This window comes from Pedobacter ginsenosidimutans (assembly GCF_001442625.1).
Classification (GTDB): domain Bacteria; phylum Bacteroidota; class Bacteroidia; order Sphingobacteriales; family Sphingobacteriaceae; genus Pedobacter; species Pedobacter ginsenosidimutans.
Genome location: NZ_LMZQ01000003.1, coordinates 447,950 through 473,441 on the forward strand (window position 1 = coordinate 447,950; position 25,492 = coordinate 473,441).

The 25,492-nt window shown below is 39.6% G+C and carries 24 protein-coding genes and 1 pseudogene; 13 read left to right on the top strand and 12 right to left on the bottom strand.

Features of this window, described 5'->3' with window-relative positions:
* Window positions 1–61: 61 nt before the first annotated feature.
* The 5 genes and pseudogenes from ASU31_RS28100 to ASU31_RS06035 all read right to left on the bottom strand — a co-directional run.
* Window positions 62–130 (bottom strand): annotated as a pseudogene (locus ASU31_RS28100) (hypothetical protein); the annotation flags it as partial.
* Between the two features lie 520 nt (window positions 131–650).
* Window positions 651–1,736, bottom strand: a complete 1,086-nt coding sequence (locus ASU31_RS06020; RefSeq protein WP_057931460.1) for a Gfo/Idh/MocA family protein — start codon at window positions 1,734–1,736, stop codon at window positions 651–653.
* Between the two features lie 121 nt (window positions 1,737–1,857).
* On the bottom strand, window positions 1,858–3,312 hold the full coding sequence (locus ASU31_RS06025; RefSeq protein WP_057931461.1) for a Gfo/Idh/MocA family protein: 1,455 nt from the start codon (window positions 3,310–3,312) through the stop codon (window positions 1,858–1,860).
* Window positions 3,313–3,341: 29 nt separating this feature from the next.
* Window positions 3,342–6,815, bottom strand: coding sequence for a DUF1080 domain-containing protein (locus ASU31_RS06030; RefSeq protein ID WP_057931462.1), 3,474 nt, complete (start codon window positions 6,813–6,815; stop codon window positions 3,342–3,344).
* A gap of 24 nt (window positions 6,816–6,839) precedes the next feature.
* Window positions 6,840–8,126, bottom strand: coding sequence for a Gfo/Idh/MocA family oxidoreductase (locus ASU31_RS06035; protein ID WP_057931463.1), 1,287 nt, complete (start codon window positions 8,124–8,126; stop codon window positions 6,840–6,842).
* Window positions 8,127–8,351: 225 nt separating this feature from the next.
* Here ASU31_RS06035 and ASU31_RS06040 point away from each other — a divergent pair, with 225 nt between their 5' ends.
* The 5 genes from ASU31_RS06040 to ASU31_RS06060 all read left to right on the top strand — a co-directional run bounded on the left by ASU31_RS06040 (window position 8,352) and on the right by ASU31_RS06060 (window position 11,862).
* Window positions 8,352–9,605, top strand: coding sequence for an ROK family protein (locus ASU31_RS06040; protein ID WP_057931464.1), 1,254 nt, complete (start codon window positions 8,352–8,354; stop codon window positions 9,603–9,605).
* 101 nt (window positions 9,606–9,706) lie between these two features.
* Window positions 9,707–10,489: an alpha/beta fold hydrolase gene (locus tag ASU31_RS06045; RefSeq protein ID WP_057931465.1), complete on the top strand. Its 783-nt coding sequence runs from the start codon at window positions 9,707–9,709 to the stop codon at window positions 10,487–10,489.
* A gap of 39 nt (window positions 10,490–10,528) precedes the next feature.
* Complete coding sequence (locus ASU31_RS06050) at window positions 10,529–10,780, top strand: MafI family immunity protein (RefSeq protein WP_057931466.1); 252 nt, start codon at window positions 10,529–10,531, stop codon at window positions 10,778–10,780.
* An 89-nt stretch (window positions 10,781–10,869) separates the two neighbouring features.
* Window positions 10,870–11,553 (top strand): GNAT family N-acetyltransferase, encoded by a 684-nt coding sequence (locus ASU31_RS06055; protein ID WP_057931467.1) that lies wholly within the window; start codon window positions 10,870–10,872, stop codon window positions 11,551–11,553.
* Between the two features lie 84 nt (window positions 11,554–11,637).
* Complete coding sequence (locus ASU31_RS06060) at window positions 11,638–11,862, top strand: CDGSH iron-sulfur domain-containing protein (protein WP_057931468.1); 225 nt, start codon at window positions 11,638–11,640, stop codon at window positions 11,860–11,862.
* A gap of 196 nt (window positions 11,863–12,058) precedes the next feature.
* Here the strand turns inward: ASU31_RS06060 and ASU31_RS06065 are convergent, their stop codons facing one another.
* The 3 genes from ASU31_RS06065 to ASU31_RS06075 all read right to left on the bottom strand — a co-directional run bounded on the left by ASU31_RS06065 (window position 12,059) and on the right by ASU31_RS06075 (window position 14,504).
* Entirely contained in the window at window positions 12,059–12,862 is an 804-nt protein-coding gene (locus tag ASU31_RS06065) for a helix-turn-helix domain-containing protein (protein ID WP_057931469.1), read from the bottom strand.
* Window positions 12,863–13,069: 207 nt separating this feature from the next.
* Entirely contained in the window at window positions 13,070–13,948 is an 879-nt protein-coding gene (locus ASU31_RS06070; RefSeq protein WP_057931674.1) for an oxidoreductase, read from the bottom strand.
* Window positions 13,949–14,129: 181 nt separating this feature from the next.
* A complete protein-coding gene (locus ASU31_RS06075) occupies window positions 14,130–14,504 on the bottom strand; it encodes a DoxX family protein (RefSeq protein WP_057931470.1) in 375 nt (124 codons plus the stop codon).
* A 100-nt stretch (window positions 14,505–14,604) separates the two neighbouring features.
* Between ASU31_RS06075 and ASU31_RS06080 the strand changes: the two genes are divergently transcribed.
* From ASU31_RS06080 to ASU31_RS06105, 6 genes are all read left to right on the top strand, one after another.
* The gene (locus ASU31_RS06080) at window positions 14,605–15,003 is read left to right on the top strand and encodes a winged helix-turn-helix transcriptional regulator (RefSeq protein ID WP_057931471.1); all 399 of its coding nucleotides are present in this window, start codon (window positions 14,605–14,607) and stop codon (window positions 15,001–15,003) included.
* A gap of 77 nt (window positions 15,004–15,080) precedes the next feature.
* The gene (locus ASU31_RS27830; RefSeq protein ID WP_209434960.1) at window positions 15,081–15,632 is read left to right on the top strand and encodes a hypothetical protein; all 552 of its coding nucleotides are present in this window, start codon (window positions 15,081–15,083) and stop codon (window positions 15,630–15,632) included.
* Window positions 15,633–16,108: 476 nt separating this feature from the next.
* Complete coding sequence (locus ASU31_RS06090) at window positions 16,109–16,411, top strand: ArsR/SmtB family transcription factor (protein WP_029276735.1); 303 nt, start codon at window positions 16,109–16,111, stop codon at window positions 16,409–16,411.
* An 11-nt stretch (window positions 16,412–16,422) separates the two neighbouring features.
* Window positions 16,423–17,523, top strand: coding sequence for an NADH:flavin oxidoreductase (locus tag ASU31_RS06095; RefSeq protein WP_057931472.1), 1,101 nt, complete (start codon window positions 16,423–16,425; stop codon window positions 17,521–17,523).
* A 674-nt stretch (window positions 17,524–18,197) separates the two neighbouring features.
* Entirely contained in the window at window positions 18,198–19,088 is an 891-nt protein-coding gene (locus ASU31_RS06100) for a pirin family protein (RefSeq protein WP_057931473.1), read from the top strand.
* Between the two features lie 6 nt (window positions 19,089–19,094).
* A complete protein-coding gene (locus ASU31_RS06105; protein WP_057931474.1) occupies window positions 19,095–19,376 on the top strand; it encodes a GNAT family N-acetyltransferase in 282 nt (93 codons plus the stop codon).
* 18 nt (window positions 19,377–19,394) lie between these two features.
* Here the strand turns inward: ASU31_RS06105 and ASU31_RS06110 are convergent, their stop codons facing one another.
* Together ASU31_RS06110 and ASU31_RS06115 are read right to left on the bottom strand one after the other, a co-directional pair.
* Entirely contained in the window at window positions 19,395–20,588 is a 1,194-nt protein-coding gene (locus ASU31_RS06110) for a porin family protein (RefSeq protein ID WP_057931475.1), read from the bottom strand.
* Window positions 20,585–21,223: an RNA polymerase sigma factor gene (locus ASU31_RS06115; protein ID WP_245224491.1), complete on the bottom strand. Its 639-nt coding sequence runs from the start codon at window positions 21,221–21,223 to the stop codon at window positions 20,585–20,587. Before ASU31_RS06115 ends, ASU31_RS06110 begins: the two co-directional genes overlap by 4 nt.
* 173 nt (window positions 21,224–21,396) lie before the next feature.
* Here ASU31_RS06115 and ASU31_RS06120 point away from each other — a divergent pair, with 173 nt between their 5' ends.
* Entirely contained in the window at window positions 21,397–22,263 is an 867-nt protein-coding gene (locus ASU31_RS06120) for a hypothetical protein (protein ID WP_083505295.1), read from the top strand.
* 58 nt (window positions 22,264–22,321) lie between these two features.
* Here the strand turns inward: ASU31_RS06120 and ASU31_RS06125 are convergent, their stop codons facing one another.
* Entirely contained in the window at window positions 22,322–22,720 is a 399-nt protein-coding gene (locus tag ASU31_RS06125) for an HIT family protein (RefSeq protein WP_057931477.1), read from the bottom strand.
* 89 nt (window positions 22,721–22,809) lie between these two features.
* The gene (greA, locus tag ASU31_RS06130; protein ID WP_029276724.1) at window positions 22,810–23,283 is read right to left on the bottom strand and encodes a transcription elongation factor GreA; all 474 of its coding nucleotides are present in this window, start codon (window positions 23,281–23,283) and stop codon (window positions 22,810–22,812) included.
* Window positions 23,284–23,602: 319 nt separating this feature from the next.
* Between greA and ASU31_RS06135 the strand changes: the two genes are divergently transcribed.
* A complete protein-coding gene (locus ASU31_RS06135; RefSeq protein WP_057931478.1) occupies window positions 23,603–25,483 on the top strand; it encodes a M1 family metallopeptidase in 1,881 nt (626 codons plus the stop codon).
* Window positions 25,484–25,492: the final 9 nt, after the last annotated feature.

Here is a 25,492-nt window from a genome sequence, read left to right on the forward strand (position 1 = left end):
TAATTTGGATTTCGCATACCCAATAGTAGGTATTTTAGAAGGAATAAAATTGTTTTGTTCGCTAATTATGAAACCACTGAAAACTCAGCGCATCTCCATCAGGGTCATGGGATTCACTGCCGTCAAGACTAAATGTCTCGCTGGATTACCGTGAGCTGTTCAGGCGTATTGAGCTTTACAATCGGTGGGTGATTGACGGCTTTATAATCCGTATTGCACCAAGCCATTCTTGCTGCAAAATCATTCTGGATTTCTTCTCTCCATCTCCAAATCGTTGCGTGGTTATCTTTGTATGCACCTGTATCCCAACAACTAAACGATTATGAATACACAACCCCATGGCGCTAAGGTTTGTTAGTGCATTTTTACTATTCTGCTCCTGTTTTTTTGATTCCCCGGCCCTTGGGATTGATAGTCGTTCTTGGGTAAAACCTACGGTCTATTAAGTAGGCTAGCAAAACTCCAAAAAATGCGGACACACGATAGGCCGAAAGGACAGGTATTTCACTGCGTTCCAGTCGAAATGACGAAAAAAAATATCATTTGTGCCCAAATGATATTTTTTTCAGATTCGTGGTCTTTTAATAGCAGGAAAGATGCTGAAACAAGTTCAGCAGGACGATCGCAGAAGTAGAAATAGTGCAAGAATTTTATTCCAGGCGGATCATTTCACCAGTTTTTACCGATTTATCGCAGGCAAAAGCAATCCTTAAGCTATTTACAGCATCTTCAGTGGCATCGGTTAAATCGATATCTTCTGTAATGGCTTTTAAGAAATAACGTTGCTCACGGTTGCACAATCCTTGATGATCGGGCTCATCAGTAAGGTCTACCCACTCATCGGCTTTGCTGAATTCATCATTGGCGTCTAAATCGGCATGATGTATTTTAATCGATTCGGTTTTGGTATGCGCATCAATGTTATCAGAGTTTCCGGCTGCACCTGCTTTTTTGGCCGTGATAGATACTGATCCCCTTGGGCCAAAAACATCTTTAATAAAAAAAGCATTATCGCTCACCATCGGACCCCATCCAGCTTCGTACCAACCGATAGAACCATCTTCGAAACGGATCTGCAATTGTCCGTAATTATAATTCCATTCGGGGATATCATCAGTAAGCCTGGCGCCAATGGCACTCACCTGTACAGGCTTAGATCGGGTCATTTGGCACATAATATCAATATAATGCACAGCGCAATCTACAATAGGGCTTAAACTTTTCATCAGGTTACGGTGCACTGTCCATTTAGGTCCATGGCTCTGTTGGTTCAGGTTCATGCGCATCACCAAAGGTTTTCCCATTTCCTGGGCCAGCACTGTAAATTTTTCCCATGAAGGATGATAGCGGAGGATATAACCCACCAATAACTTTTTATTGGCTTTTTTTGCGGCTTCGGCTACCTTTATTGCGCCTTCTACGCTATCGGCCAATGGTTTTTCGATAAACACATGGCAACCATTTTCGAAAGATTTTATGGCATAAGCTTCGTGTGTATCGGGATAAGTAGAAATGCAAACGGCATCTGGTTTGGTTATTTCGAGTGCCTCATAAAAATCAGTATACAAATCATATTGTCCACCTAATTTTTCATTAAGTTTTTCTTTGCTTTTACCCGTAGAAACCAATCCGCATATTTCAAAACCGGGTAAGGTGTGATAAGCTGTGGCATGGGAAGCACCCATATTGCCACAACCTACCACTAATACTTTTAAATTCTTATTTTCTGTCGACATACAATTATGGTTGTCAAAGTTGAAAGGTTTGAAGGTTGAAAAGTTAAAAGCAACAGCACTTATTAAGGCTCTTCAAAAACCTGTTCAACACAATAACCGCTTTTCACCTAAACAATAAATATTAAACGCCCAACGTCCAGCCTTTGCGGTATTCGCGTTTCACAAATTGGTTTACTTCATCAAAATTGGTCACCTTCATGTTTACTTTGTCCCAAAGCATTTTGATATCTCTGCCCGGATAACTGATTTTACCTGCTGCATCTCTGCGTTGTACATCTGTTCCCCTAATGGCCAGATTGGCAATCAATAAAGTTTCGGTAAGTGGCCCGGCAATTTCAAATGGCGAACTCAGTTCCATTTTTCCATAACCGGCAATGGCGGCTTCGGCAAACTGCGTATAATGACCTTCTTCCTGATTAACGATACGTGGAATAGTGATTTTTGTTCTATCTGATTCGTTGCGCGACAGTGGCAATAATTTTGGATTTTTGCCATAGGTTTCACAGATCATTTTGCCTTTCGTGCCAATAAAAAGCACGCCATTATCGCCGAAACTTTCATTAGGTCCCAATTCTTCCGGACGTTCCGGCTTAATGCCCCCATCCATCCAATGCACCTGAACCTCGTGTTTGGTTTTTTGCGTTTTAGCGAAAGTCAAAATTACATGGCTTGATGGCGGACAGCTTTCAGGTAAATAAGCACGCTTAAATTCATCAACATATACACTGCCTACGCTGCATTCTACGCTTATTGGAGTATCAAGACCTAACACTCTAAAAGGAGGTTCTACCAAGTGGCAGCCCATATCGCCAATGGCACCAGTACCATAATCCCACCATCCCCTCCAGTTAAAGGGAACCAGTTTATTTACATATTCTTTGTATGGAGCACTGCCTAACCACAAATCCCAATCGAGTTCTTTCGGTATTTCGGCTTTTCCGCTTGGCCACGAAATTCCTTGTGGCCAAACTGGTCTGTTAGTCCAACAGTAAACCGTATGAACTTTACCTATCCTGCCTGCATCGTACCATTCCTGAAGTCTTCTTACACCATCGCCCGAAGCACCTTGATTACCCATCTGCGTAACCACTTTATAGCGGTTTGCTGCTTCGGTTAACATCCTGGCTTCGTAAATATCGTGCGTTAAAGGTTTTTGCACATATACATGTTTGCCCAATTGCATGGCTGCCATGGCAATTTGCGCGTGGGTATGATCGGGTGTAGATACCGTTACCGCATCAATGTTTTTGCCTTCTTTATCCAATAACTCACGATAATCTTTGTAATATTTTGCCTTTGGGAAATTTTTTAAAGAATTTGCCGCTCTTCTATCATCTACATCGCATAAAAAGGCAACATCTGTTTTTCCTCCCCTAACAATACTGGCAATATCACCCTCTCCTTTTCCACCTGCACCTATTCCGGCCAATTGCAAACGATCGCTTGGCGCCAGAAATCCTGGCCCACCCAACACATGGCGGGGTACAATCATAAATCCAGCGGCAGCAAGCGCTGTTGTTTTAATAAAGTTTCTTCTCGAATTTTCAGTTTTCGAATTTGCCTTATCTTCTATCATTATTAATCTGTTATAATGCTAAATTTAACTTATTTCTTTTTACCTGTGGCTTTTGTGTCAGTTTCTTTTTGAGCTGGCGCTTTCTTGCTCAGATCTTTAATCCTGATGTTGCGGAACTGAACAGGAGAACCATGACCTAAGAAACCGATATGTCCACTTTCACGTAATAAACCCGGGTGTTCTTTATGATCTGGTGTACCGTTTTTCTTAAATGGTTCGATATCGCCATCTAAAATTACGGTGCCGTTTAAAATTACTTTGATCTTCGATCCATTGGCAATTACTTCTTCATAGTTCCACTCTCCGGTAGGCTTTAAAAACCCTCTTTTGGCCGGGATAGTACCATAAACCGAACCATGGTACTGGTACACTTTCAGGTCTTTATAAATTGGCGCGTCGTTATCCAGTATCTGTAATTCCATACCCGCATAAGCGGCATCACCTTCTAAAGGAGCCCTGATTCCTAAACCATTGTTTGCGCCTGGGGTTAACTGAAATTCGAAACGGTAAACAAAATCGCTGAATTCTTCTTTGGTGAATAAGTTACCGCCTGACCCTTTACCTGGTTTTGGCCGGATCGCGATGTTTCCATCTTCGATAATATAATCGGTAGTATTACCTGTCCAGCTATGCATATTGGTTCCATCGAACAATACTTTGTAACCTTCTTTTTTCTCTTGTGCACTTAGCTCAAAAGGTTTTGGGCGAGGAATTTCTTTGATGTAGATATCGCGGTAGGCTACCGGCGATCCATGTGCCTGCAATTCGATCTGCTCTTCTGCAAAGATCGGCAAACTTCTGTTCCAATAATTTTCCAAAATCACATTATCGGTTACCAACTGTCCGTTCAGATAAACGGTAACACGGTCGCCTTTCATTAAGATTCTGAATGTATTCCACTCATCTAACTTGTTATCGGCTACTTTAAGCGGCTTACTTTCGTTAGTCTGATTATTATACAAACCACCAGAACCTACCTGAGCACCAACTTTTGTGCGGGCAAGATCCCAGATCTGCACCTGTGGCGTACCGCGCAGGTAAATACCCGCGTCGCCTTCTCCTTTTTTATCGTCGATGATTTTCCAATCTACCAGCATTTCAAAATCGCCATATTTTTTAACAGTAGCAAGGTTATTGCCATGACTTTGAAACTGTAGTTCGCCGTTGATTACTTTCCAGCTTTCCTTTGCTTCGGCATCAGCTTTTGTTTGCGCTTCAGTTAAGGTTTTTTCATCCATTTTTGATCTTTTGATCGGATCGGCCACAAGCCCTTTCCAACCAGATAAATCTTTGCCGTTAAAAACCTGAACAAAACCTTCACCAGCTTTCATCTCAGAAATATACTTCCGCATACCTTCTTTCTGATAACCGGCATCGCCTCCAGTTATTACGGCAATGGTTTTATTTAACAAGCCTTTTACAATGTCGCCATTGTACGTTCCAGCCATGGTAATATTCATCACCGCGTTTGCCGCAGCCTGTTGTAAAGTAGCATTATCTAAATACTGACCAGCAAATACAATCGCATTAAAACATTTGGCCTGTTCGGTATCTTTAAGAATCTGCTGTTGTTGTGCTGGTGTTTTAGCCACTGCCATCGCATTGCGCAACAATAGTAAGCGTTGCTCAGCTGGGTACTTTGTATTTCTTACTAAAGTTAAGTAACCCACAATCGCCTGGTTCAAAAAGTCTGGATTGGCGGTGGTACGCGCAATGCTGATCAGTGCATCCGTTGAGCCCGCATCCGACCATGAAGAAAGTGCTTCAATTGCGGCTTTTTTGGTGGCATCATCACCTGTGGCATACGCTTCTGACACCGATTTTAACGATTGCTGGCCACCTAAACTGCCCAGCACCTTATAAAACAACAATTTCTTATCAGCCGGGGTATTGCTCATTTGCTGAAGAATGGCATTGGTTTGTGCCGCTTTATCTGTTGATCCTTTTACCGAAGCAATAATGGCATCCTGTACAGCTGTAAGTTCGCCGGCATCGGTGGTTTTATTTAAAAGATCAAATAATTGTGCTTTATTTTCTGCTACGGCAATATGTTGCAATGAAAGGTATGCTGCTTTTCGTACTTCAGGTTTTTTACTGTTTAATGCAGCATAAATAACTTCTGTTTGGCTTGTTGCTGCGCGGGCAGCTAAAATATTAATTAACGCAACCTGTACTTCTGGTTTGGCTTTTGGAAGATAAGCACCAACTTTAGTGGCTACATTTTCACCTTTTATTCTTAAAATACCATTAGAAATACCCGCAATATCTGCTGTATCTCCTTTGCCCATTAACTTCAACAGATCGTCTATAATCTCTTCCTGTCCAAGTTTTACAGCGGTGTTAATTGCAGCCAGTTTTACCTGCTCATCGTCGCTTTTAATTAGTTTGAGTACGGCCGGTAGTGCAGATTTTGCTTTACTATTGCCCAGCATGTCTAAAATAGAAACCTGAGTTGGGGCATCAACCTTTTTTAACTGGCTTACCCAGGCTGCACTGTTGTTTTCATTTACGCCATCAGCAGCGAATTTAACCGCGGCTGCACGAAATTCGAACTGTTTATCGGTCATGGCAGCTAACAAGGCCTGTTGATCGGTTTGTATTGCCGAAAGTAATTTTAAGGCTGCAATACGTTCATTTACCTGATCATCAGCCGTTGCTTTTTCTAATATTGTTTTGGCTATCGTTTCTACTCCGGTTTTATCTGTTGCTATGTTTTTCTGGGCATAAACCAATAAAGCTGCAACCGCATTGGTTTCGTCGTATTTATAACCTGCCTGTTCAGCAGCTTTTACCAAAATTTCTTTAGCAGATGCATCGCCTATATTCGCCAGGGCATACAAACTTACTTTGGTCAATGCTTTATCCGTTCCGGTAGCCAATGGCGCAATAGCTGTTGCTGCTGTTTTAGCATCAGTATGGCCCAATGCTTCAACAATGGCAATTTTTGCTTTGCCATTTGCTTTACTCAAACCACTAACCAATGCATTTGTAGCAGAGGAAGTACCAATTTTGGCCAGTGCTCTCGATGCTTCATCAGCCAATTGTTCGTCAGCAAGGTAATCTGTTAAACAGGCTACCGCAGCATCATTCCCTACTAAATCGAACTGACTGATGATAAATGCTTTATTCTGTTTATCAGATAATTTAGCCAATGCTTTGCAATAGGCACTGATGGCCATACTTCTTAAGTTCTGTTGACCGGTTTTGGTAGCATAAGCAGTAAAACCACCTACTGCATACTCAATAAGGGCGTTATTTCCTTTTTCAGAAGCGGTTAAACCACTAATTAAGGCTACGTAACCTTCTTCACCTAAATCGGCCACTTCTTTCATGTTACGTTCCAGTTGCGCAGCGTTTCTAGCAGGTAGCTGCGCCAATAAATCTGCAATACGTGTGGTGGTTGTTCTCTCGTCTTTTTTATCTTGAGCCAGGGCCCTTACCATAAATAATGCATTTGTAAGCATTACAATGGTCAACAGCACCAATAATATTTTTTTGTTCATGATGGTTTGTATTTTTGGAATGTTTTATATAGAAAATGGTGCACGCATTACCGGATTAATCAATCTGTTAGCAGCCTCATCATCTACGAATTCTTGCTTAACCGGGTCGAACTTTAACGATCTTCCCAATCTTAAGGCAGCCAAACCAATATTTACAATGTTGCATGAACGGTGTCCGTTCTCTTCATTTAAAGCGAATTTTTTCCTTGTTCTTACCGATTCTGAAAATTCTACAATCTCAGGATCAGGATCAGGGAATTGTGCCAGTTTACGTTCCAGATCAGGAATATCAGATTTAAAACCCGGATACAATTTACCTTTTGGCCCTTCTATATAAGGTACATTGGTATCTTTACCTTCACCATCTAAAATAATCTGGCAGCCATCGGCGTAAGTATAAGTAATCCGGCGCCAAATGCCTACTGCATCGGTATGTTGTTGTGGTGCATCAACCTCTACAGAAATTGGGTTGGTATCATCCTTACCTAAAAAGTATTGAATCGGGTCGATATAATGTTGCCCCATATCACTTAATCCACCACCATCATAATCCCAATAACCTCTAAAAGTTTGGTGAACACGGTGTGCATTGTAAGGCTTATATGGTGCAGGGCCTAACCATGCATTATAATCTAATTCTGGCGGTACGGGCTGAGGTTCTAAATGATCTTTGCCCACCCAATAAAATTTCCAGTCGTAGCCGGTATGTTTACTTACGGTTACTTTTAATGGCCAGCCCAGCATACCACTATCTACCAATTTTTTGATCGGTTTTACAGTAGTGCCCATTCCGTAAAAAGTATCTTTAAATCTAAACCAGGTATTTAACCTAAACATTCTACCATGCTGTTTTACTGCTTCTACCACCCTTTTGCCTTCGCCTATGGTATGGGTCATTGGTTTTTCGCACCAAATATCTTTACCTGCATTTGCGGCATCTACAGCCATGATACCATGCCAGTGTGGAGGGGTAGCAATATGTACAATATCTACTTCAGGTAATTGTATCAGTTCTCTATAATCACTAAATGTTTTTACACCTTTATCTAACATTGATGCTGCTTGTTTAAGGTGGTTCTGATCAACATCACATATGGCCACTACCTGGGTACCTTCGTAGCCAAAATGGCCTCTACCCATCCCGCCAACACCTATTACGGCTTTGGTTAATTTATCGCTTGGGGCAAGATATCCTTGTCCGCCCAATACATACCTCGGCACAATAGTAAATGCTGCCAGGCCAATTGCAGATTTTTTGATAAAATCGCGTCTGGTGTTTTGTTCATTGTGTGGTTCTTCTTTAGTTTTCATTTGTTTCTTGATGTTGTAAAAACTTATATGATAGTTTGGTTCCAAAAGCATTAGAATGCTTGAGCATAGGATTTATCGATCTGGTTAGAATAAAATTACTAGGTTAATGTTAATAAGAAATTATTATAAAGACAAAACATCGTTGATTTCTTTACGTATTAAAAAAACTTTAATAAATTTTTAATAGAAGTTACTTATATTTATCGAAATAGTGCAATTAACAACATGAATCTTAATCTATTAAATAACTTAACGTCAGACACCAACGATAAGCAGTCGATCCAAAAGCACAAGCTCATAAAATACCTTTTTAATTTAGGGCCATCTTCAGTTTCTACTTTATGTGAAATTATGGAAATGAGTACGCCGAGTATTCTGAAGCTTCTGCTTGGCCTGATTGATGAAGGCTGGATAGAAAAGAAGGGCTATGGTTTATCCATTGGGGGGCGAAAACCCGATCTTTATCGTTTAAAGGATAAAAAGATTTTGATTCTCTGTATAGACATTGAATTATTTCATACCAAAATAGCCATTATTGACAACAATTATAATTTTGTACTGGATGTTAAAACCATTTCGGTGCCTATTTCAAAAAGCAGGACTGATTTTTTTAATATTTTACATACACACCTTGAAGATATTTTAAAATCGGCAGGCATTCAGCATAGGCAGTTTATTGGCTGTAGTGTTGGTATGCCTGGCTTAATTGATGCAGAAAAGGGAGAAAATTACAGTTATTTCCTAAGCGATGATGAAAATATCCCTTTAACAGCCGCATTTGAAAAAATGCTAAACATACCTGTAGTGATCCAAAATGATGTGAATGGCTCTTCAATGGCAGAATTTACGCATGGAATGGCTAAGGGTAAAAAGAATGTACTCGTATTGTTGATGGATTGGGGTGTGGGTTTAGGCATTATAATGGACGGGAAATTGAGGCAAGGCACCTGCGGTTTCTCAGGCGAACTGGGCCATATGCCTTTTGTAGAGAATGGCGCACTCTGTTACTGCGGAAAACACGGCTGCCTCGAAACCGTTGCATCTGGAAACGCACTGTCGGAAATGGCAAAAGAAGGTATTTTATTGGGCAAAAATTCTATGCTTACTAACCTCTCGAACGAAGAACTGGAAAGAATTGAGCCTGCCCTGATTATTAAGGCAGCAAATAAAGGTGATCAATACGCTATTCAGCTGCTCTCTAATGTTGGCACTCATATGGGCAAAGGAATAGCTGTTCTGATCCAGTTATTCAATCCTGAACTGATTATTTTAAGCGGCAAAATCGCCGGGGCCAAACAATATATCACATTACCCATGCAACAGGCAATAAACACTTATTGCATGACTCAAATTAGAGAAAAAACAACGATAGTTTCTTCAGAGCTGGGCGAAAACTCGAGGTTATTAGGATATGCAGCAACAGGTATCGATCAATTTCTGGGCGCCTATATCAAAAAGATAAAAAAGCTTAAAAAGTAATATTCCGGATGGCTCAAACCACCCTAAATTTGTCTGTTATCGGCACCTTATTTTCCGATAGCTTATTTAGATTTGTATAGCAAAATTTTAAACCGAGACCGATGGAAACATATAAAAAAGCAGGCCATGAAAAGGTAAATGGCATTAACATGTATTATGAAATTTACGGGGATGGAGAAATTCCGCTAGTATTGATACATGGCGGCGGTTCTACCATTCAATCTACATTCGGTAAATTTATTCCGCTTTTGGCAAAATCAGGTCGGATTATAGCTCTTGAGCTTCAGGCTCATGGACGTACCAGCGACCGTGACCAGGCAGAATCTTTTGAGCAGGATGCAAAGGATGTAACTACTTTATTAAATCAGCTAAAAATAACAAAAGCCAATTTTCTAGGATTCAGCAATGGCGGAACAACAACCTTGCATATTGCAGCACACCATCCGGCTGTGGTGAATAAAATCATTGTCATTTCGGCCAATTACCAACGGGAAGGCTTAATTGATGGCTTTTATAATGGCTTTGGCGATGCAACCATCGACCATATGCCGGAGCCACTGAAAACAGCTTTTTTAGCCGTAAACTCAGATCAAAACGCATTGCAGACGATGTTCGAAAAGGACAAACAGCGCATGCTCGATTTTACCGACCTAAGCGATGATGATCTGAAAGGAATTACTTCCGATACGCTTTTAATGGTAGCAGATAAAGATGTGATCAAGCCAGAACATGTGGTTAAAATGTCGAGATTGATTGCAAATGCGCAACTGGTTATTTTACCTGGTGTACATGGTGCTATGATCGGCGAAAACCTTAATCCGGCTGTAAGCGACAAAACAATTGAAATTACCGCACATCTGGTAGAAACTTTTTTAAATAAATAGTGTCTTAAGCTAATCTGCATAAAAATTAACTGTAGGTATATGAAAAAGAAATTAGCGGCATTAATTGAGGGGGCTAAAATACTGGGTTTACCTCAGCGTGATCTAGACAGTACAAATGATTTTTTAATTAACCATGAATATGGCCTCTGTTACGACACAGTTATAACACAGTTGTATGAGTATGATATAGAAATTGACAATAAGATATATAGTCTAATTTCGAAAATCGCGAAAGACCTCAGCCTTTCCGAAGATGATTATTTGTTTATGAAAGATTTAGTTCGAGTATAGACTGAATTTTCTAAGAAATTATGAGGCAAGATTTAACTCCTTTAGATAAAATTACCTCCTCCTGATTTAGCATTTAATATCTTTGCCGGATGGAACACGTATTGGATAATCCAATTTATTATGCCTTAACATCCGGACATAGCCATATTGCAAAAGGCCTTGATGAAGTAAGATATTATATCGAAGATATCACCGCATTTGCAGGCTTAAAAGATAATTCGCAGGAGAATCTAAACACTCTTTATCAGATCAGTCCTACAGAGAGCCTTTTCGTATTTTTCTCAAAAACACCTGTCGAAATACCTGCACAGTGGAAGTTGCTAACCCATATCGATATGTTTCAATTTATTTTTCGCGGCAAGGAAATGCCAACAGTAGATGCAACTGGGATAACAGACCTTGATCTGGAACATGTTGCAGAAATGATCGATCTTGTGGAGTTAACTAAACCAGGGCCTTTTCTAGCAAAAACCATCAATCTGAGTAATTACACAGGCATATTTGTTGATGGGAAATTGGCAGCTATGGCCGGACACCGATTCTATCCCAGCCCTTACCGTGAAGTAAGTGCGGTTTGTACGCATCCTGATCACTTAGGCAAAGGTTATGCTTTTAAGATTTTACAAGAACAGATTAAACGAATATTGCTCCGTTCGGAAATACCCTTTCTGCACGTTCGAAATGATAATGAAGGGGCCATTAAACTTTATCATAAATTGGGTTTCGAGATCAGGACAGACATGATTGCCTACGTCATCAAAAAAGAGGCTTAGACCAAGAAGAGAATGTTTCTAAATAGAAAACCGTTCAGAAATTACCATTTCAATGCTTTAGTTTTGCACTAAACTAACACATACATGTCTAAAACAAAACTTACCATTAACAATAACGGCTCTGTTAAAATTGAGGGCGATTTCGAAATTGTAGATAGAAACGGGAATATTTATGGCTTACAGGGCAGAGAAGTACTTTCGATCTGCCGTTGTGGTTTATCAAAAAACAAGCCTTTTTGCGATGGTGCACATAACGGCCATTTTGAGCATGAGGCAATAGCCTTTGATCTTCCTCCAAAAAAGGTGTAATAACGAAATTGAAATTTTAAAGAGGTTGTATCATAAATATAGATTTGTCATCCTGAGCCTGTCGAAGGACCTTTGAAATTACTCCTTAAGGGTGTTTCGACAAGCTCTCCGTAGGAGTCCTTTGGACAACATGACAGCATCTGAAGTGAAATCACCTTTAGATACAACCTCTTTTATATTTTGAAAGCAGCATCAATTAAATACCTATCCTTGATGGCGCCATGCCGTAAGCTTTTTTAAAGGCGAAAGAGAAATGTGACAGGTCTTTAAAACCAACTTCGAGGTACACATCCGATGATTTCCAGCCTTTTTCGGTTAAGAGATAATAGGCATCATCCAAGCGCTTTTTCTGCAGCCAGCGGTTGGGAGAAAGGTTAAAAATCTTCTCAAAATCCCTTTTAAATGTGGCCAAGCTCCTGCCCGTTAAATAAGCAAAACGGTTAATATCTACATTGAACTTATAATTGGCATTCATGTAGGCTTCCAGATCAATTTTTCCAGGTTCCGAAAAATCGAAAAGCACATCTTTTAATACCGGGTTAGTCTGCAATAAAATCATTACCGCTTCTTTAACTTTTAAATCGATTAAAGCCTGATTAAACGCATTATTTCCGTCTAAATATGGCCATATCGAATCGATATAATTCTTCAAAAGGCCATTGGCTTCTAACGCCAGACCTTTAATATCTTGATTTGGCTTTTGCATATGCAGATCATATTCATTGCTGATGCTATGCAGAATATCCTGGTCGATGTTAATGCTAATCGATTTAAACTCTCCTCCTGCCGGTGGGTATTTGGTATAACGGGCCAATTGATTCCGCCTGAAAAAACGAAAATCGCCATCCGAAAAAACAAATTTCTCTCCTCCGATAAAAATTTCAGAAGTTCCGGCAATAACCAGCCCCACAGAATGATTGGGAATAAACTGTTCGCCCTCACTACTTTTTTGCGCATAGCAGGAATATAGGATCTTAGGACGTTTCTCTTGATTTGACATCTTAATCAAATTTATGGATTTATGGCGAGACATCGTCATCCCCGTGCAGACGGGGATCTTAATGCAAATAAGCTTTGGTAATGGCATTAAGATTCCCAATCAACCCGATAGCTATCGGGTTGGGAATGACGTACCGCCAAATATGGATGGATCTTTAATAAATTTCTCGATTGCACTGCACTCCGCTAGAAATGACGATGCAACCAATTATTTCTTTGTAAAAGATTTACCAAGATCAGTTGCCAAAAAATTCTCTGCCTCATCATGATCTGTTGATAAACTTACATCCATCCATTTCTCCATTTCGGCAGTTCTGGCAGCATCAGCATGTTTAAGCATTCCAATGGCTTCACTTCCAAATACCAGGTGTACTGGTGGTTCAGGATTTTCTACCAGTGCCAACATGGCTTTCGCTGCTTTTTGCGGGTCGCCCATCGGTATAAAGTTACCACTTTGGAAAAAATCTGAGCGCTTTTCTACGGTAGATTCATACCCTTCAACGTGAGGTGCATATGACATTGAGGCACCAGCCCAATCGGTACGAAAACCACCGGGTTCTACACAGGTTACAAAAATCCCTAAATCCACTACTTCTTTTGCGAGGGCTTCACTAAAACCGCTCAACCCAAACTTTGCAGCCTGGTAAATGCTTATCCCGGCATTACCTACCCGCCCGCCTATCGAGCTGATCTGAAGGATTCTACCCGAACGTTGCTTGCGCATAAATGGCAATACAGCTCTCGTAATTTCGATCGGTGCATATAAATTTGTTTCCAACTGATCGCGCACCTGTTCTTCAGTAAAAGCTTCGGCAGCACCAACAATTCCAAAACCGGCATTGTTAACCAAAACATCTATTTTACCAAAATGGGCTACAGCCGATTCTACTGCCAAATACACCTGGTCGTAATCTGTAACGTCTAAAGTGATCGGAAAAATCTGATCAGGATATTGTCCTACAAGATCTTTTAAAGCTGCTGTATTTCTTGCTGTTGCCGCAACTAAATCGCCTTTTACCAATACTTGTGCTGTTAGGTCACGTCCCAATCCACGGGAGCTACCTGTTATAAACCATACTTTTTTCATTTTTCTAAATTTTATAGAATCAAAGGTAGGTTGATAATCAAGGTAAAGTTTTGCTTCAAGGCTCAATTTACTTTGTTAAAAAGCTCATCATGCATTATCTTTTTTGCCGCAAAAAGAAAAGAATAGTACCTCTTTAAAACTAAATCGTTTCATAAACGATGAAATTTATGAGCGTTTCAATTTAATTAGATTCTACCTTCGCTTTGTGATAACTAAAATACGATAGCAATAACACGATTAAAAATACAACCGGACCAACGCGATTATTGATCGGATCGCCTGAAGCCGTATGTGCAATAAATGCCGAAACAAATGTAAATGCGAAACCAGCGTATGCCCATTCTTTCCATTGTCCTTTTATTGGTAATAGTAATAGAACAGCGCCTAAAATTTTGGCAATGGCTAATTCTACCCTGAAATAATCAGGAAAGCCAAGATGATGAAAAGCCTGTTTAATGGTTTCATTAGTAAGATACGAATAGGCTGAGAAAGTCATCATTAACGAAACTAAAGCGGTTGATACCCAGTAAATAATTTTGATTGTTTTTGTTTTCATATTATTTTTTTGATGCAAACTTATGTAGTTTTACTATCCAAAAGATACTAGTATCCCAAAGGATAGTGGTATCCTTTATGAAAGCTTATACCTTTGTATTATGGGACCAAGAAAAGAACACCGTAATCTAGAAACCTGTACAGCAAGTTTAAATGCGGTAAAGGATGCGCTCTATGTGTTAAATGGTAAGTGGAAACTTCCGCTGATTATTTCTTTGCAAGAAGGACCACTGCGTTTTAATGAGATCCAAAAATCACTTGGAGAAATTACGCCCAAAATATTATCGAAAGAACTTAAAGATTTAGAATTAAATGAATTTGTAGTCAGGAGGGTATTTTCTACCACTCCGGTTACCGTAACTTACGAGCTTACCCCTTATAGTGAATCGCTTGAAAGAGTAATTGATGAATTAAGGGATTGGGGATTAAAACATCGCGAACGCCTGGTTAAAAACAGAAGAAGTGAATCGGTTGAAGCAGCAATGGCGACCCCAATTTAGACCGCCAAATTTGATCTGCCAGGTCATCCATTTGCCAAAAAAAGCAAAAAACTGATAATGATAAAATTCGGCTATCTTTGTACAAAATAAAATCGATGGCGGTATTACATAAAAAAGAAGAAAAAATTCAGGCAGTGCTGGGTAGGTTGCCTAAAAAATATACAGACGAACAATTTGTAGAGATGTTTATCAGACTTTACTCTAAAGATTGGGGCAAAATTAAATCGGCTTACATTAAACAATCTCAGGATAAAGAACCCGGAACCATCATAAATATGCCTAAACCAGAGGTATATTTACGACAGATCCTGGCAAACTATCTACAACAAGACCATGCTCCGAAAGCAGTAGCGCTTAAAGAAGAGCCTGTTGTTGAAGCACCGGTTACCGAAGTTAAAAAAGCGAAGGCTCCGGCTAAGAAGAAAGAAGTTGTAGCTGAAGAAGTGCATGCCGAGGTTAAAAAAGCAAAAGCACCTGCTAAAAAGAAAGCTGAAGCAATTGAAGAAACTCCCGTAGAAGTTAAAAAAACCAAAGCACCTGCAAAGAAAAAGGTGGAAGCGATTGAAGAGACTCCAGTAGCTGAAAAGAAAGCAAAAGCAGCAGTAAAAAAGCCTTCAGCAAAAAAATAAAAAAATATTTTACATCAAATATAATAAATCACCTTTTTGGTTGTTTATATATATGAGAGCGTTAATTTAGATGACGGGGATAGGTCGGTATGATTTATCCCCGTTCTTTTTTGGTCGTTTTTTCCCTTGAATATATCTTTGTCATTCTGAGCAAAGCGAAGAATCTTAGAATTAGTCGTTCACAAATAACAACTTCGAAATTCTCACCAGATCTTCATTTCAACCGCAGTGTTCCAAAGGAACTCCTTCGGAGGAGAAATCTTTTAAATTTTATTTAAATAATTTGCTTCAAAGATCTCTCTCCCGAAAGTTCGGGATTGCACTCCAGTCGAGATGACGCAACTATGTAATATGTAACAAAGACTCTTTCAGCTTGTACCTTAATTCATTTTTTACCCATCTCCCAGTTTTACACACAATTGTAAACTTTGTTTTTTTAATTGGCATATCGGGAAAAGTCGATATACATTTGTGCCATGGATCAGGTAGAAATATTCAAAGCTCTTTCGAACAAAACACGTTTACAGATTTTAGGCTGGTTAAAAGCGCCTGAGCTACATTTTCCGGAACAGCCCAATGCCGATTTTGAAAATGTTGGCGTTTGCGTTGGGCAGATTCAGCTTAAAAGTGGTTTATCACAAAGTACCATCTCCGAATACCTCTCTATTTTACAGCGTGCCGATTTAATCAGTTCAACGCGCTTAGGCCAATGGACTTATTACAAACGCAATAAAGAAGGCTTAGAAAAATTAAGCGAAATCATCAATACCGAATTATAATTTAGAAACATATGAACACAGATAGTTTATTTAGGCCCTTTAGCCTTAAAACATTAAATATCAAAAACAGAATAGTAATGGCCCCAATGACGCGGTCATTTTCTCCAGGTGGCGTGCCAACAGCCGATGTTGCCAGCTATTACGCAAAAAGAGCAGCTGGTGAAGTGGGTTTAATTTTATCAGAAGGAACCGTAATTAACCGTCCGTCTTCTTCGGCCGATCCTAACATTCCACATTTTTACGGTGCCGAAGCTTTAGCAGGCTGGGAGAACGTAATTAAAAGTGTGCACCAGGCCGGGGGTAAAATGGGACCACAGATCTGGCACCAGGGCATTATGGATAACCACACTTCGGGCTGGTTACCAAGCGCACCTTTCGAAGGTCCATCAAGCTTAAACAAACCAGGTTTCGAAAACGGCGTACCGATGACTGATGCAGCCATTGCAGATACCATTGCTGCTTTTGGTCAAGCTGCCGCAGATGCAAAAGCGCTGGGTTTCGATACCGTTGAAATACATGGTGCACACCAATATTTGATCGATCAGTTTTTTTGGGACGGTACAAATAACCGTACCGATATCTATGGCGGTAAAACCTTAGCTGAACGTACCCGCTTTGGTGTTGAAGTAATTAAAGAAGTGCGTAAAAGAGTTGGCGAAGATTTTGCATTGATTATCCGCTTATCACAATTTAAACCTGCTGCCTACGATTTTAAACTGGCCCAAAATGAGCAGGAAATGGAACAGTGGTTAACGCCATTGGCCGAAGCCGGAATTGATATTTTTCATTGTTCGCAACGTCGATTCTGGGAGCCTGAATTTGAAGGTTCTGACTTAAATTTTGCAGGTTGGGCTAAAAAAGTAACCGGAAAAGCTACAATCTCAGTAGGCTCAGTTGGTTTGGACGGCGATTTCTTTGGTGCTTTCGCAGGTCAAAGTTCACAGCCTAGCTCGCTAGACGAACTGGTACGCAGAATGGACCGCGGCGACTTCGATTTAGTAGCAGTTGGCCGTCCGCTTTTAGCAGATCCGAACTGGGTAGAAAAAATTAAAAACAACCGTACAGAAGAATTGAAAGGTTTTAGCAAAGAAGCCTTAATGGAATTGGTATAAAAACCATATTTTTTCTTTTTAAGTTTAGAAAGGCATCTCGAAAGGGATGCTTTTTTGATAAGGAGGCATCGTCACCTCAATCCGATAGCTATCGGATGAAACGCAGTGAAATGGAGAGATCTACCCGCACCGTCAGCTGTTAACATAATGAGTTTAGAAATAATTTTTCTGCCACGGAAGCACAAAGGGCACGGAAATTTTCTTGATAATTTGAAAAGCGGTACCCGTATTACTTCGGTTGCACCAGCCCCGCCCTTTGCTTAATCCGACTGAAAAAGTCGGGATAACGCTGTCGATCGGGTTTATTTTACCTCCGACAGTAGCAATGCCCTAGCCGCCTAAACCCGATCAAAGCGAGATGATCCCGATTTAAGCACTTATTTTTGTTGTTTTATGGTGTGCTTGCTTGTTTCACAGGTTTCATCGGGAGCGGGACTACAACAACCTAAAAGCTTCTGTTATTGCTTTCCAAAAAACCTAACCAGGGCCTTTTCTTGATAAGGAGGCATCGTCATCTCGATCCGATAGCTATCGGATGAAGCGAAGTAAAGAGATCTATTGAGACAGATTTCTCGACTCCGTTGCACTTCGCTCGAAATGACGTGAAGAATAGAATTTCAATCTAAATCCCACCCTTTTTCCTTAAATTCACCTCATCAAAAATTGATTGTACCATGTCGAACATTAAACTCATTATCGAAGAAAGACCAGCAAATATTGGCAATTTTATGGTTGGCAGGTTGCTGCCTTTCAGAGAGAAACGTATGGTTGGCCCTTTTTCTTTTATCGACCACATGGGCCCCGCCGCTATGAGCGATCACGAAAATCTCGACGTTCCACCTCATCCACATATTGGTTTATCTACCTTAACTTTTTTATTTGAAGGTGAAATTACACATAAAGACAGTTTGGGTTCGGATATTGTAATTAAACCCGGACAGGTAAACTGGATGACTTCGGGCAGCGGCATTGTACATTCGGAAAGAACCCCCGAATATCTTCGCCATACCGATAAAATGCTCCATGGCTTACAAATCTGGGTGGCCTTGCCTAAAGATTTGGAACAAATGGAACCTGAGTTTTGCCATGTAGAAGGGGCAGACATTCCAAGCTGGACAGAAGATGGTGTAAGTTTTAAATTAATCGCAGGAGAAGCTTTTGGTTATAAATCTCCGGTTCCGGTGTATAGTCCCTTGTATTTTCTAGAGTTAAAAAGTACTAAACAGCAAAAGCTAAACATTGGCGATTACCTGTTTGGAGAAAGTGCACTTTATATTTTAGAGGGTGCAATTGAAAGTGACGGAAATATTTTTGAGCCACGCTTAATTTTAATCGCCAACGATGCCAAACTGTGCGAATTTACCATGCACGAAAACACCACGGTTTATATTTTTGGAGGGGAACCCTTTCCTGAAGAGCGTTTCATTTACTGGAACTTTGTTGCATCTGATAGGGAACTGATTGAAAAAGCCAAAACTAAATGGCTGGAACAAAGCTTTAAACCCGTTCCTGGTGAAACAGGGTTTGTGCCTTTGCCCGATCAAAATCCACACATTAAGAAATAAACCCTAATGGAAATACAACAGATTAACAACGAAAAGAAAGGGCAGTTCGAAGCCTTAGAGAATGGCTTACAGGCAGGCGTTATGGCATATGTTTGGGCCGGCCCAGGAAAATTCATTATTGACCATACTGAAGTAAATCAAGATTTTGCTGGCAAAGGTGTAGGAAAAAAATTAGTGTTTGCCGCCGTAAATTATGCCAGAGAAAACAAGATGAAAATTCTCCCGCTTTGTCCATTTGCAAAAAGTGTTTTCGATAAAACGCCGGAAATTCAAGACGTATTATTTTAATATTTGGTTAAAACTCGATTAATTCTTCCTGCCAAATAAATTCATATTTACTGAAACGGCTACACCTGTTGATGATAGTTTAGAATTTCCATAACCAATATCCGTTAACGGAATTTTCATAAATGGCTTAGCGCTAATGCTTAAATTATTATTTATTTTGTGCTGAAACTCCACGCCAACATTGGCAATACCTAAATAATGTTGGTTTTGCCCCTTAACTTCGAAACTTTGAGGGCCCTGATAAGCTCCATTATAAGAATAGCTGTATTTCTCTTTCAACATTAAATAACTAGATAAGCCTGTACTTACTGAAATCGAATTTCTACGTCCATCAAAAACCTTATAGTTCACGTTGATCGGAATATCGATTACATCGCAATTGGCATGAATATTTGCTGGATTTACCTTAAAAATGTAACTGCTGTTGGGATTGTATTGGTTAAAATCTGAGTCGTAGATTTTTTTAGCGTAAGCTGCCCCGGTAGTAACACTAAGTTTCTTGGTTAAGAAAAGTGTAGCTTCTACCCCAAACCCGCCACTTAAGCTACTTTTACCTGAATTCTGCACACTGGTTAAATCAGGCGCAGCCAGAATACTTAAAACAAACCTCGATTTTTTCTTAAAAACCGGAGGCTGAATTTTCTCTGTTTTTCTTGAGGCAAGTGTAGCAACATAATCTGGTTGTTCAAACGCTACAAGTTTAGGTTTAGCACTTATTTGTGGATTAGACAGTACATTAGTTAAAAGGTTGTGATTAATATAATCGCCCTCTAAAACTTTAGGGAAATCTTCATTAAATGAGTTTGTTTTAGCCGCTTTATAATCATTTGTGGCTTTACTATTCTCGTTATTCTCAACCAGTAAACTTTTTTCACTATTCTCGGTCGAAGTATTGTGGTCTGTCGGCTTTTCGATTAAATCTGCTTTATTATCTAAAGGTTTGTTGTTCTCTTTTTTGTGCGTATTTGAATCTGTTTTCACCAGTGAATTGTTTTTTGATTGATCACCATCAGGTTTAACCAATAAAAACACAACCAATAACATTGCGGCTACTGCAGCTGCTGCAGTAAGCCAAATTATAGGCACAACCCTCCTTTTAGGTGTTGGATGCAATCTCTCCTCCAGATTATCCCAATCTAAATCATTAAAAGGAAGATCGGGATTTTCCAATCCATCCTTAAATAATTTATCTATATCTTTTCCCTCTCTCATTGCATGTTTGTATTTAACCTCACCTGTAAAAGGTTTCTATCTACCTCCGAACTCCTTACCTGGTAAGTTTTCGCATCTGTAGCTTTTAGCATTTCCTGTAATTTCTGTCGTGCCTTAAACAGGTTAGACTTTGATGTTCCTATCGATATTCCCAGCATTTCAGCAATTTCCTCATGGCTATAGCCATCAATAGCAAAAAGGTTAAAAACCGTTCGATAGGCCGGACTTAGGTTTTGAACCAATGCTAACAAATCATGATAGGCCAATTTATCGTACACAGAGTTTGTGTGTGCAATATTTTCGTGATCCTGAATATCTACATGATCGGCAAATTTTAAATTGGCACGATAATAATCAATGGCGGTATTGGTTATTATCCGACCGAGCCAAGGCAAAAAGGCCTTCGAAGTTTCATATTTGGTTATATTTTTAAAGGCTTTAAAAAAGCCGTCGTTCAGTATTCCTGCAGCATCTAGCCGATCGTTTGCATAACGCAAACAAATCCCCATAGCAAAGCTATAGAAATGTTTGTATAGTGCTTTTTGACTATCCCTTTCATTTCTAACGCACCCTTGAATATACTTTTGTATAATATCTTCACTATCGCGGCTAGCGGTCACAGGTTCTCCTTTCAAAATACATTACGTTAAGAAATTACAGAAGGTTGCCTCAAAAAATATTTTTTTGATAATTATTTTATTTTGTTCGTTTTAGCTAAAAATCTCATTTCCATAAGCAACCATTTACAATCCGACGGCGTAATAGCAGCATATTAATGATTAAAGTTAAAACTAAAAACAAAAATCTTATGCTAATCTACTTAAAAAGAAATCTATTGGCTATCGTTTGCATAGCAATGGTATTTACAGCCTGCAAGAAAAACAGTTCAGACGAACCTACAACGCCACCCAATAACAATAAGGGAATTCAATTGGCAACTGATGCCAAATTCGGGTCGGTGCTAACCGATAAAGATGGTAAAACTTTATACTTTTTTGCTAACGATGCTGCCGGAATATCTACTTGTACAGGTGGCTGCGAAATTGCTTGGCCATTATATTATAGTGCTGATGCGAGTACGGATCTTAAACTGAACAAAGCCGAAGTTGGCGAAATTACCCGTACTGATGGCCGTAAACAAAGTACATACCGAGGTTATCCATTGTATTACTTTGCGAGTGATACTAAAGCCGGAGATATTAAAGGTGACGGTTCAGGTGGTATTTGGTTTGTAGCCAAGCCTGATTATTCGTTAATGTTAGCCAATGCACAATTGTTTGGGAACAACACCAATTATACCAGTACTTATGCCGTAGGCACCGGCAACACCATTTACCTAACTGATAACAAAGGCCGTACTTTGTATGCTTTTGCGCCAGATAAAAACGGCGTAAATACTTATACAAAGGGTGCTACACAAGAAGGTATTTGGCCGGTGTATGAATCTGAAGTGCTTAATGTGCCCTCGGCTATTGCAAAAGCTGATGTTGGCGTAATTACCGTAGCCACCATTAACAAAAAACAATTAACCTATAAGGGATGGCCTTTGTACTACTGGGTATCAGATGTAAAAAGAGGCGATAACAATGGTATTACCATAAAGCCAGCAAATGCCGCAGTTGGCTCAGTTTGGCCAGTGCTGCAGTTAAACGCAACTGTTGCTCCGGCACCATAAAAATATTTGGGTTAGGCGGGTAGAATGGTCGGCTGGTGTTTTCACAGCCGGCCTTTTTTTATACTTCTAGTAAGGCCTGCTTAATTTTTTCGGCAGCCTCAGCCAACTCTTCGCTGGTTGGCTTTAATTTTTCTTTACTAAAGTTCATGTCGCTTACATTATTCATAGGTATTAAATGAATATGAGCATGCGGAACTTCAAGTCCAATTACCGAAACGCCTACTTTTTTGCATGGGAAAGCTATTTTCACACCTTTAGCTACAATTTTGGCAAACATCCACAAACCAACGTACAGATCTTCATCCATATCGAAGATATAATCGGTTTCAATTTTCGGAATAACCAAAACATGCCCTGCCGTTAAAGGCTGAACATCTAAAAACGCTAAATATTCTACGGTTTCAGCAACAACATGTGCACTGATTTCGCCGGCAACAATTTTTGAAAAGATAGTCATAAGGTGGAAGGTTAAAAGGTGTAGGGTGTAAGGTTTAGGGATTTATGGCGGAGAACAGACCTTAAGCCTTAAACCCTCCGCCTTCTACCTTATCTCGATATTTCTAGCACTTCGAACTGCATTTTACCTGCGGGCACCTCAATTTCGGCGAATTCGCCTACCGATTTACCTAACAAACCTTGTGCAATTGGCGATTTAACAGAAATTTTTCCTGTTTTTAAATCTGCTTCTGTTTCAGCTACCAACTGGTAAGTCATGGTAGCACCGTTTTTAACATTCTTTATTTTAACAATCGATAAAGCAAGTACTTTCGATAAATCTAATTTAGACTCATCAATTAAACGTGCGTTTGCCAACGTATTCTTTAATTTTGAAATTTTTGCTTCATGCAAACCTTGCGCTTCCTTAGCAGCATCGTATTCTGCATTCTCCGATAAATCACCTTTATCCCTTGCTTCTGCAATTGCTTTAGATATTAGCTGACGACCGGTGGTTGTTAAATAATGAACTTCCTCTTTTAATTTATCTAACCCCTCTTGGGTGTAGTATGTTACCTCTGTCATTGCTCTATTAATTTTATTCAAACGCTATAAAAAACAAACAAGACTATATAGTTGGTTTGCTACATAGTCTTGCTTCAATTATAACGAAGATAAAATGTGGAAATTACAAAAGCAAATAAAAAATTAAGAAGTCACCAATATTTTAACCTTTTGTGATGCGCAAGGTCAATTTGAAGCATTAATTACGCCTTAAAATAAAGACAAACACATTCGTTCCTTATTATAATTATATGCCAGAATCACCACAATGGTAACATTCATTTATACACTTATTCAAAATTCAATCATTAGTTCTATTTTTAGCTAAAATTATTCATAAATGAAAAAGTTATTATCTATTGCCCTACTTATTTGTTTGGGTGGTTATACTGTTTCCGCCCAAGAACTTTATATGCCTAGAAATATTAAAGCAGCATACGCTAAGGGCACCCGTGCTATGAACGGAAAACCTGGCCCTAACTATTGGCAAAACCATGGTAAATACAACATGGATATTAAGGTAGATGCCGAAACCAAAATAGTGAGCGGTAAAGAAGAAATTTCATATAGTAACAACAGTTCTGATACCTTAAAAACCCTGGCAATTCGCTTTGTAAACAACCTGCACAAACCAACTTCCCCTAGAGGCGGTGCAGTTAGCGAAGATTTTCTAACTACGGGTTTAAACATCATCTCCTTTTCTGTTGATGGTGAAACGTATAAAGTCGATAGCAAAGACTGGGGAACAGTTGGCAATGTAAAACTAAACAAACCATTGTTACCAAAATCGAAAATTGCGGTTAAAATAGAGTGGGATTATCCATTATCAAAAGAAAGCGGTCGCGAGGGACAGATTGATCCAAACTCTTTTTTTGTGGCCTACAGTTATCCGCGTATATCAGTATATGATGATTATAACGGCTGGGACCGCATTCCTCACACGGATAGAGCCGAGTTTTACAACGACTTCAATGATTACGAATTCTCGATCAAAGCACCTAAAAACTATGTGGTTTATGCAACCGGCGATTTCTTAAATCCGGATGAGGTATTACAACCTGAAATTTCTGCCCGTTTAAAAAAGTCATATAATGGTGATGAGCTCATCCACATCGCTACCGAGCAGGAAATGAAAGATGGCAAAGTAACCCAGCAAAAAGACTGGAACACCTGGAAATTTGCAGTAAAGCACATTACGGATGTTACTTTTGCTTTGAGCAACCATTATGTTTGGGATGGCGCAAGCGTAATTGTAGATAAAAAAACCAATCGCCGTGCAAGTGCCCAGGCTGCCTACAACCCAACTACCGGAACAGATTTTACCAACTCGGTTAAATACAACCTTAATGCTTTAGATTGGTTCTCCAACAATTGGCCTGGAATCCCCTATCCCTATGTTAAAACAATTGCTTTTCAAGGTTTTGCTGACATGGAATATCCGATGATGGTTAACGATTCTCAATTTGGCGATCCTGTTTTTGCACAATTGGTTCAGGACCATGAAGTAGCACATACTTACTTCCCCTTTTACATGGGCATTAACGAAACCCGTTATGCCTATATGGACGAAGGCTGGGCCACAACGTTTGAATATTTAATCGGCATTGCAGAACACGGTAAAGAAGCTGCTGATAAGTTTTACAAAAACTTCAGGGTAAATAAATATATCAATGATAAATCGACAGAAGAAGATCAGCCGGTAATTTCCATGTCCGATCAGGTTTCAGGTTCGGGTTATGGGAATAACTCCTACGGAAAGGCTTCATTATCTTATCTGGCCTTAAAAGATATGCTGGGTGATGAGCTATTTAAAAAAGCATTGCATACCTATATGAGCAACTGGAATGGCAAACACCCTATTCCATGGGATTATTTTAACTCGATGAATGCAGGATCCGGACAAAATTTAAACTGGTTTTTCCAGAATTGGTTTTTCACCAACAACTATCTTGATTTAGCCGTTGCCAAAGTAACGCCTGCAAAAGGAAAATCGACCGTGACCATTAAAAATATTGGTGGCTTTGTTATTCCTTTTGATATAGTGGTTACTTATACCGACGGAAAAACTGAAACGATTCATAAAACGCCAGCGGTTTGGAGAGCAAACCAAAAAGAGGTGAATGTAACACTTAATACAGCTAAAAAAATAAAGTCAATTGGTTTAGATAATGGCATCTACGTAGATGCTACTCCAGCGGATAATATTTGGTCAGCTAAATAATTGACAGTT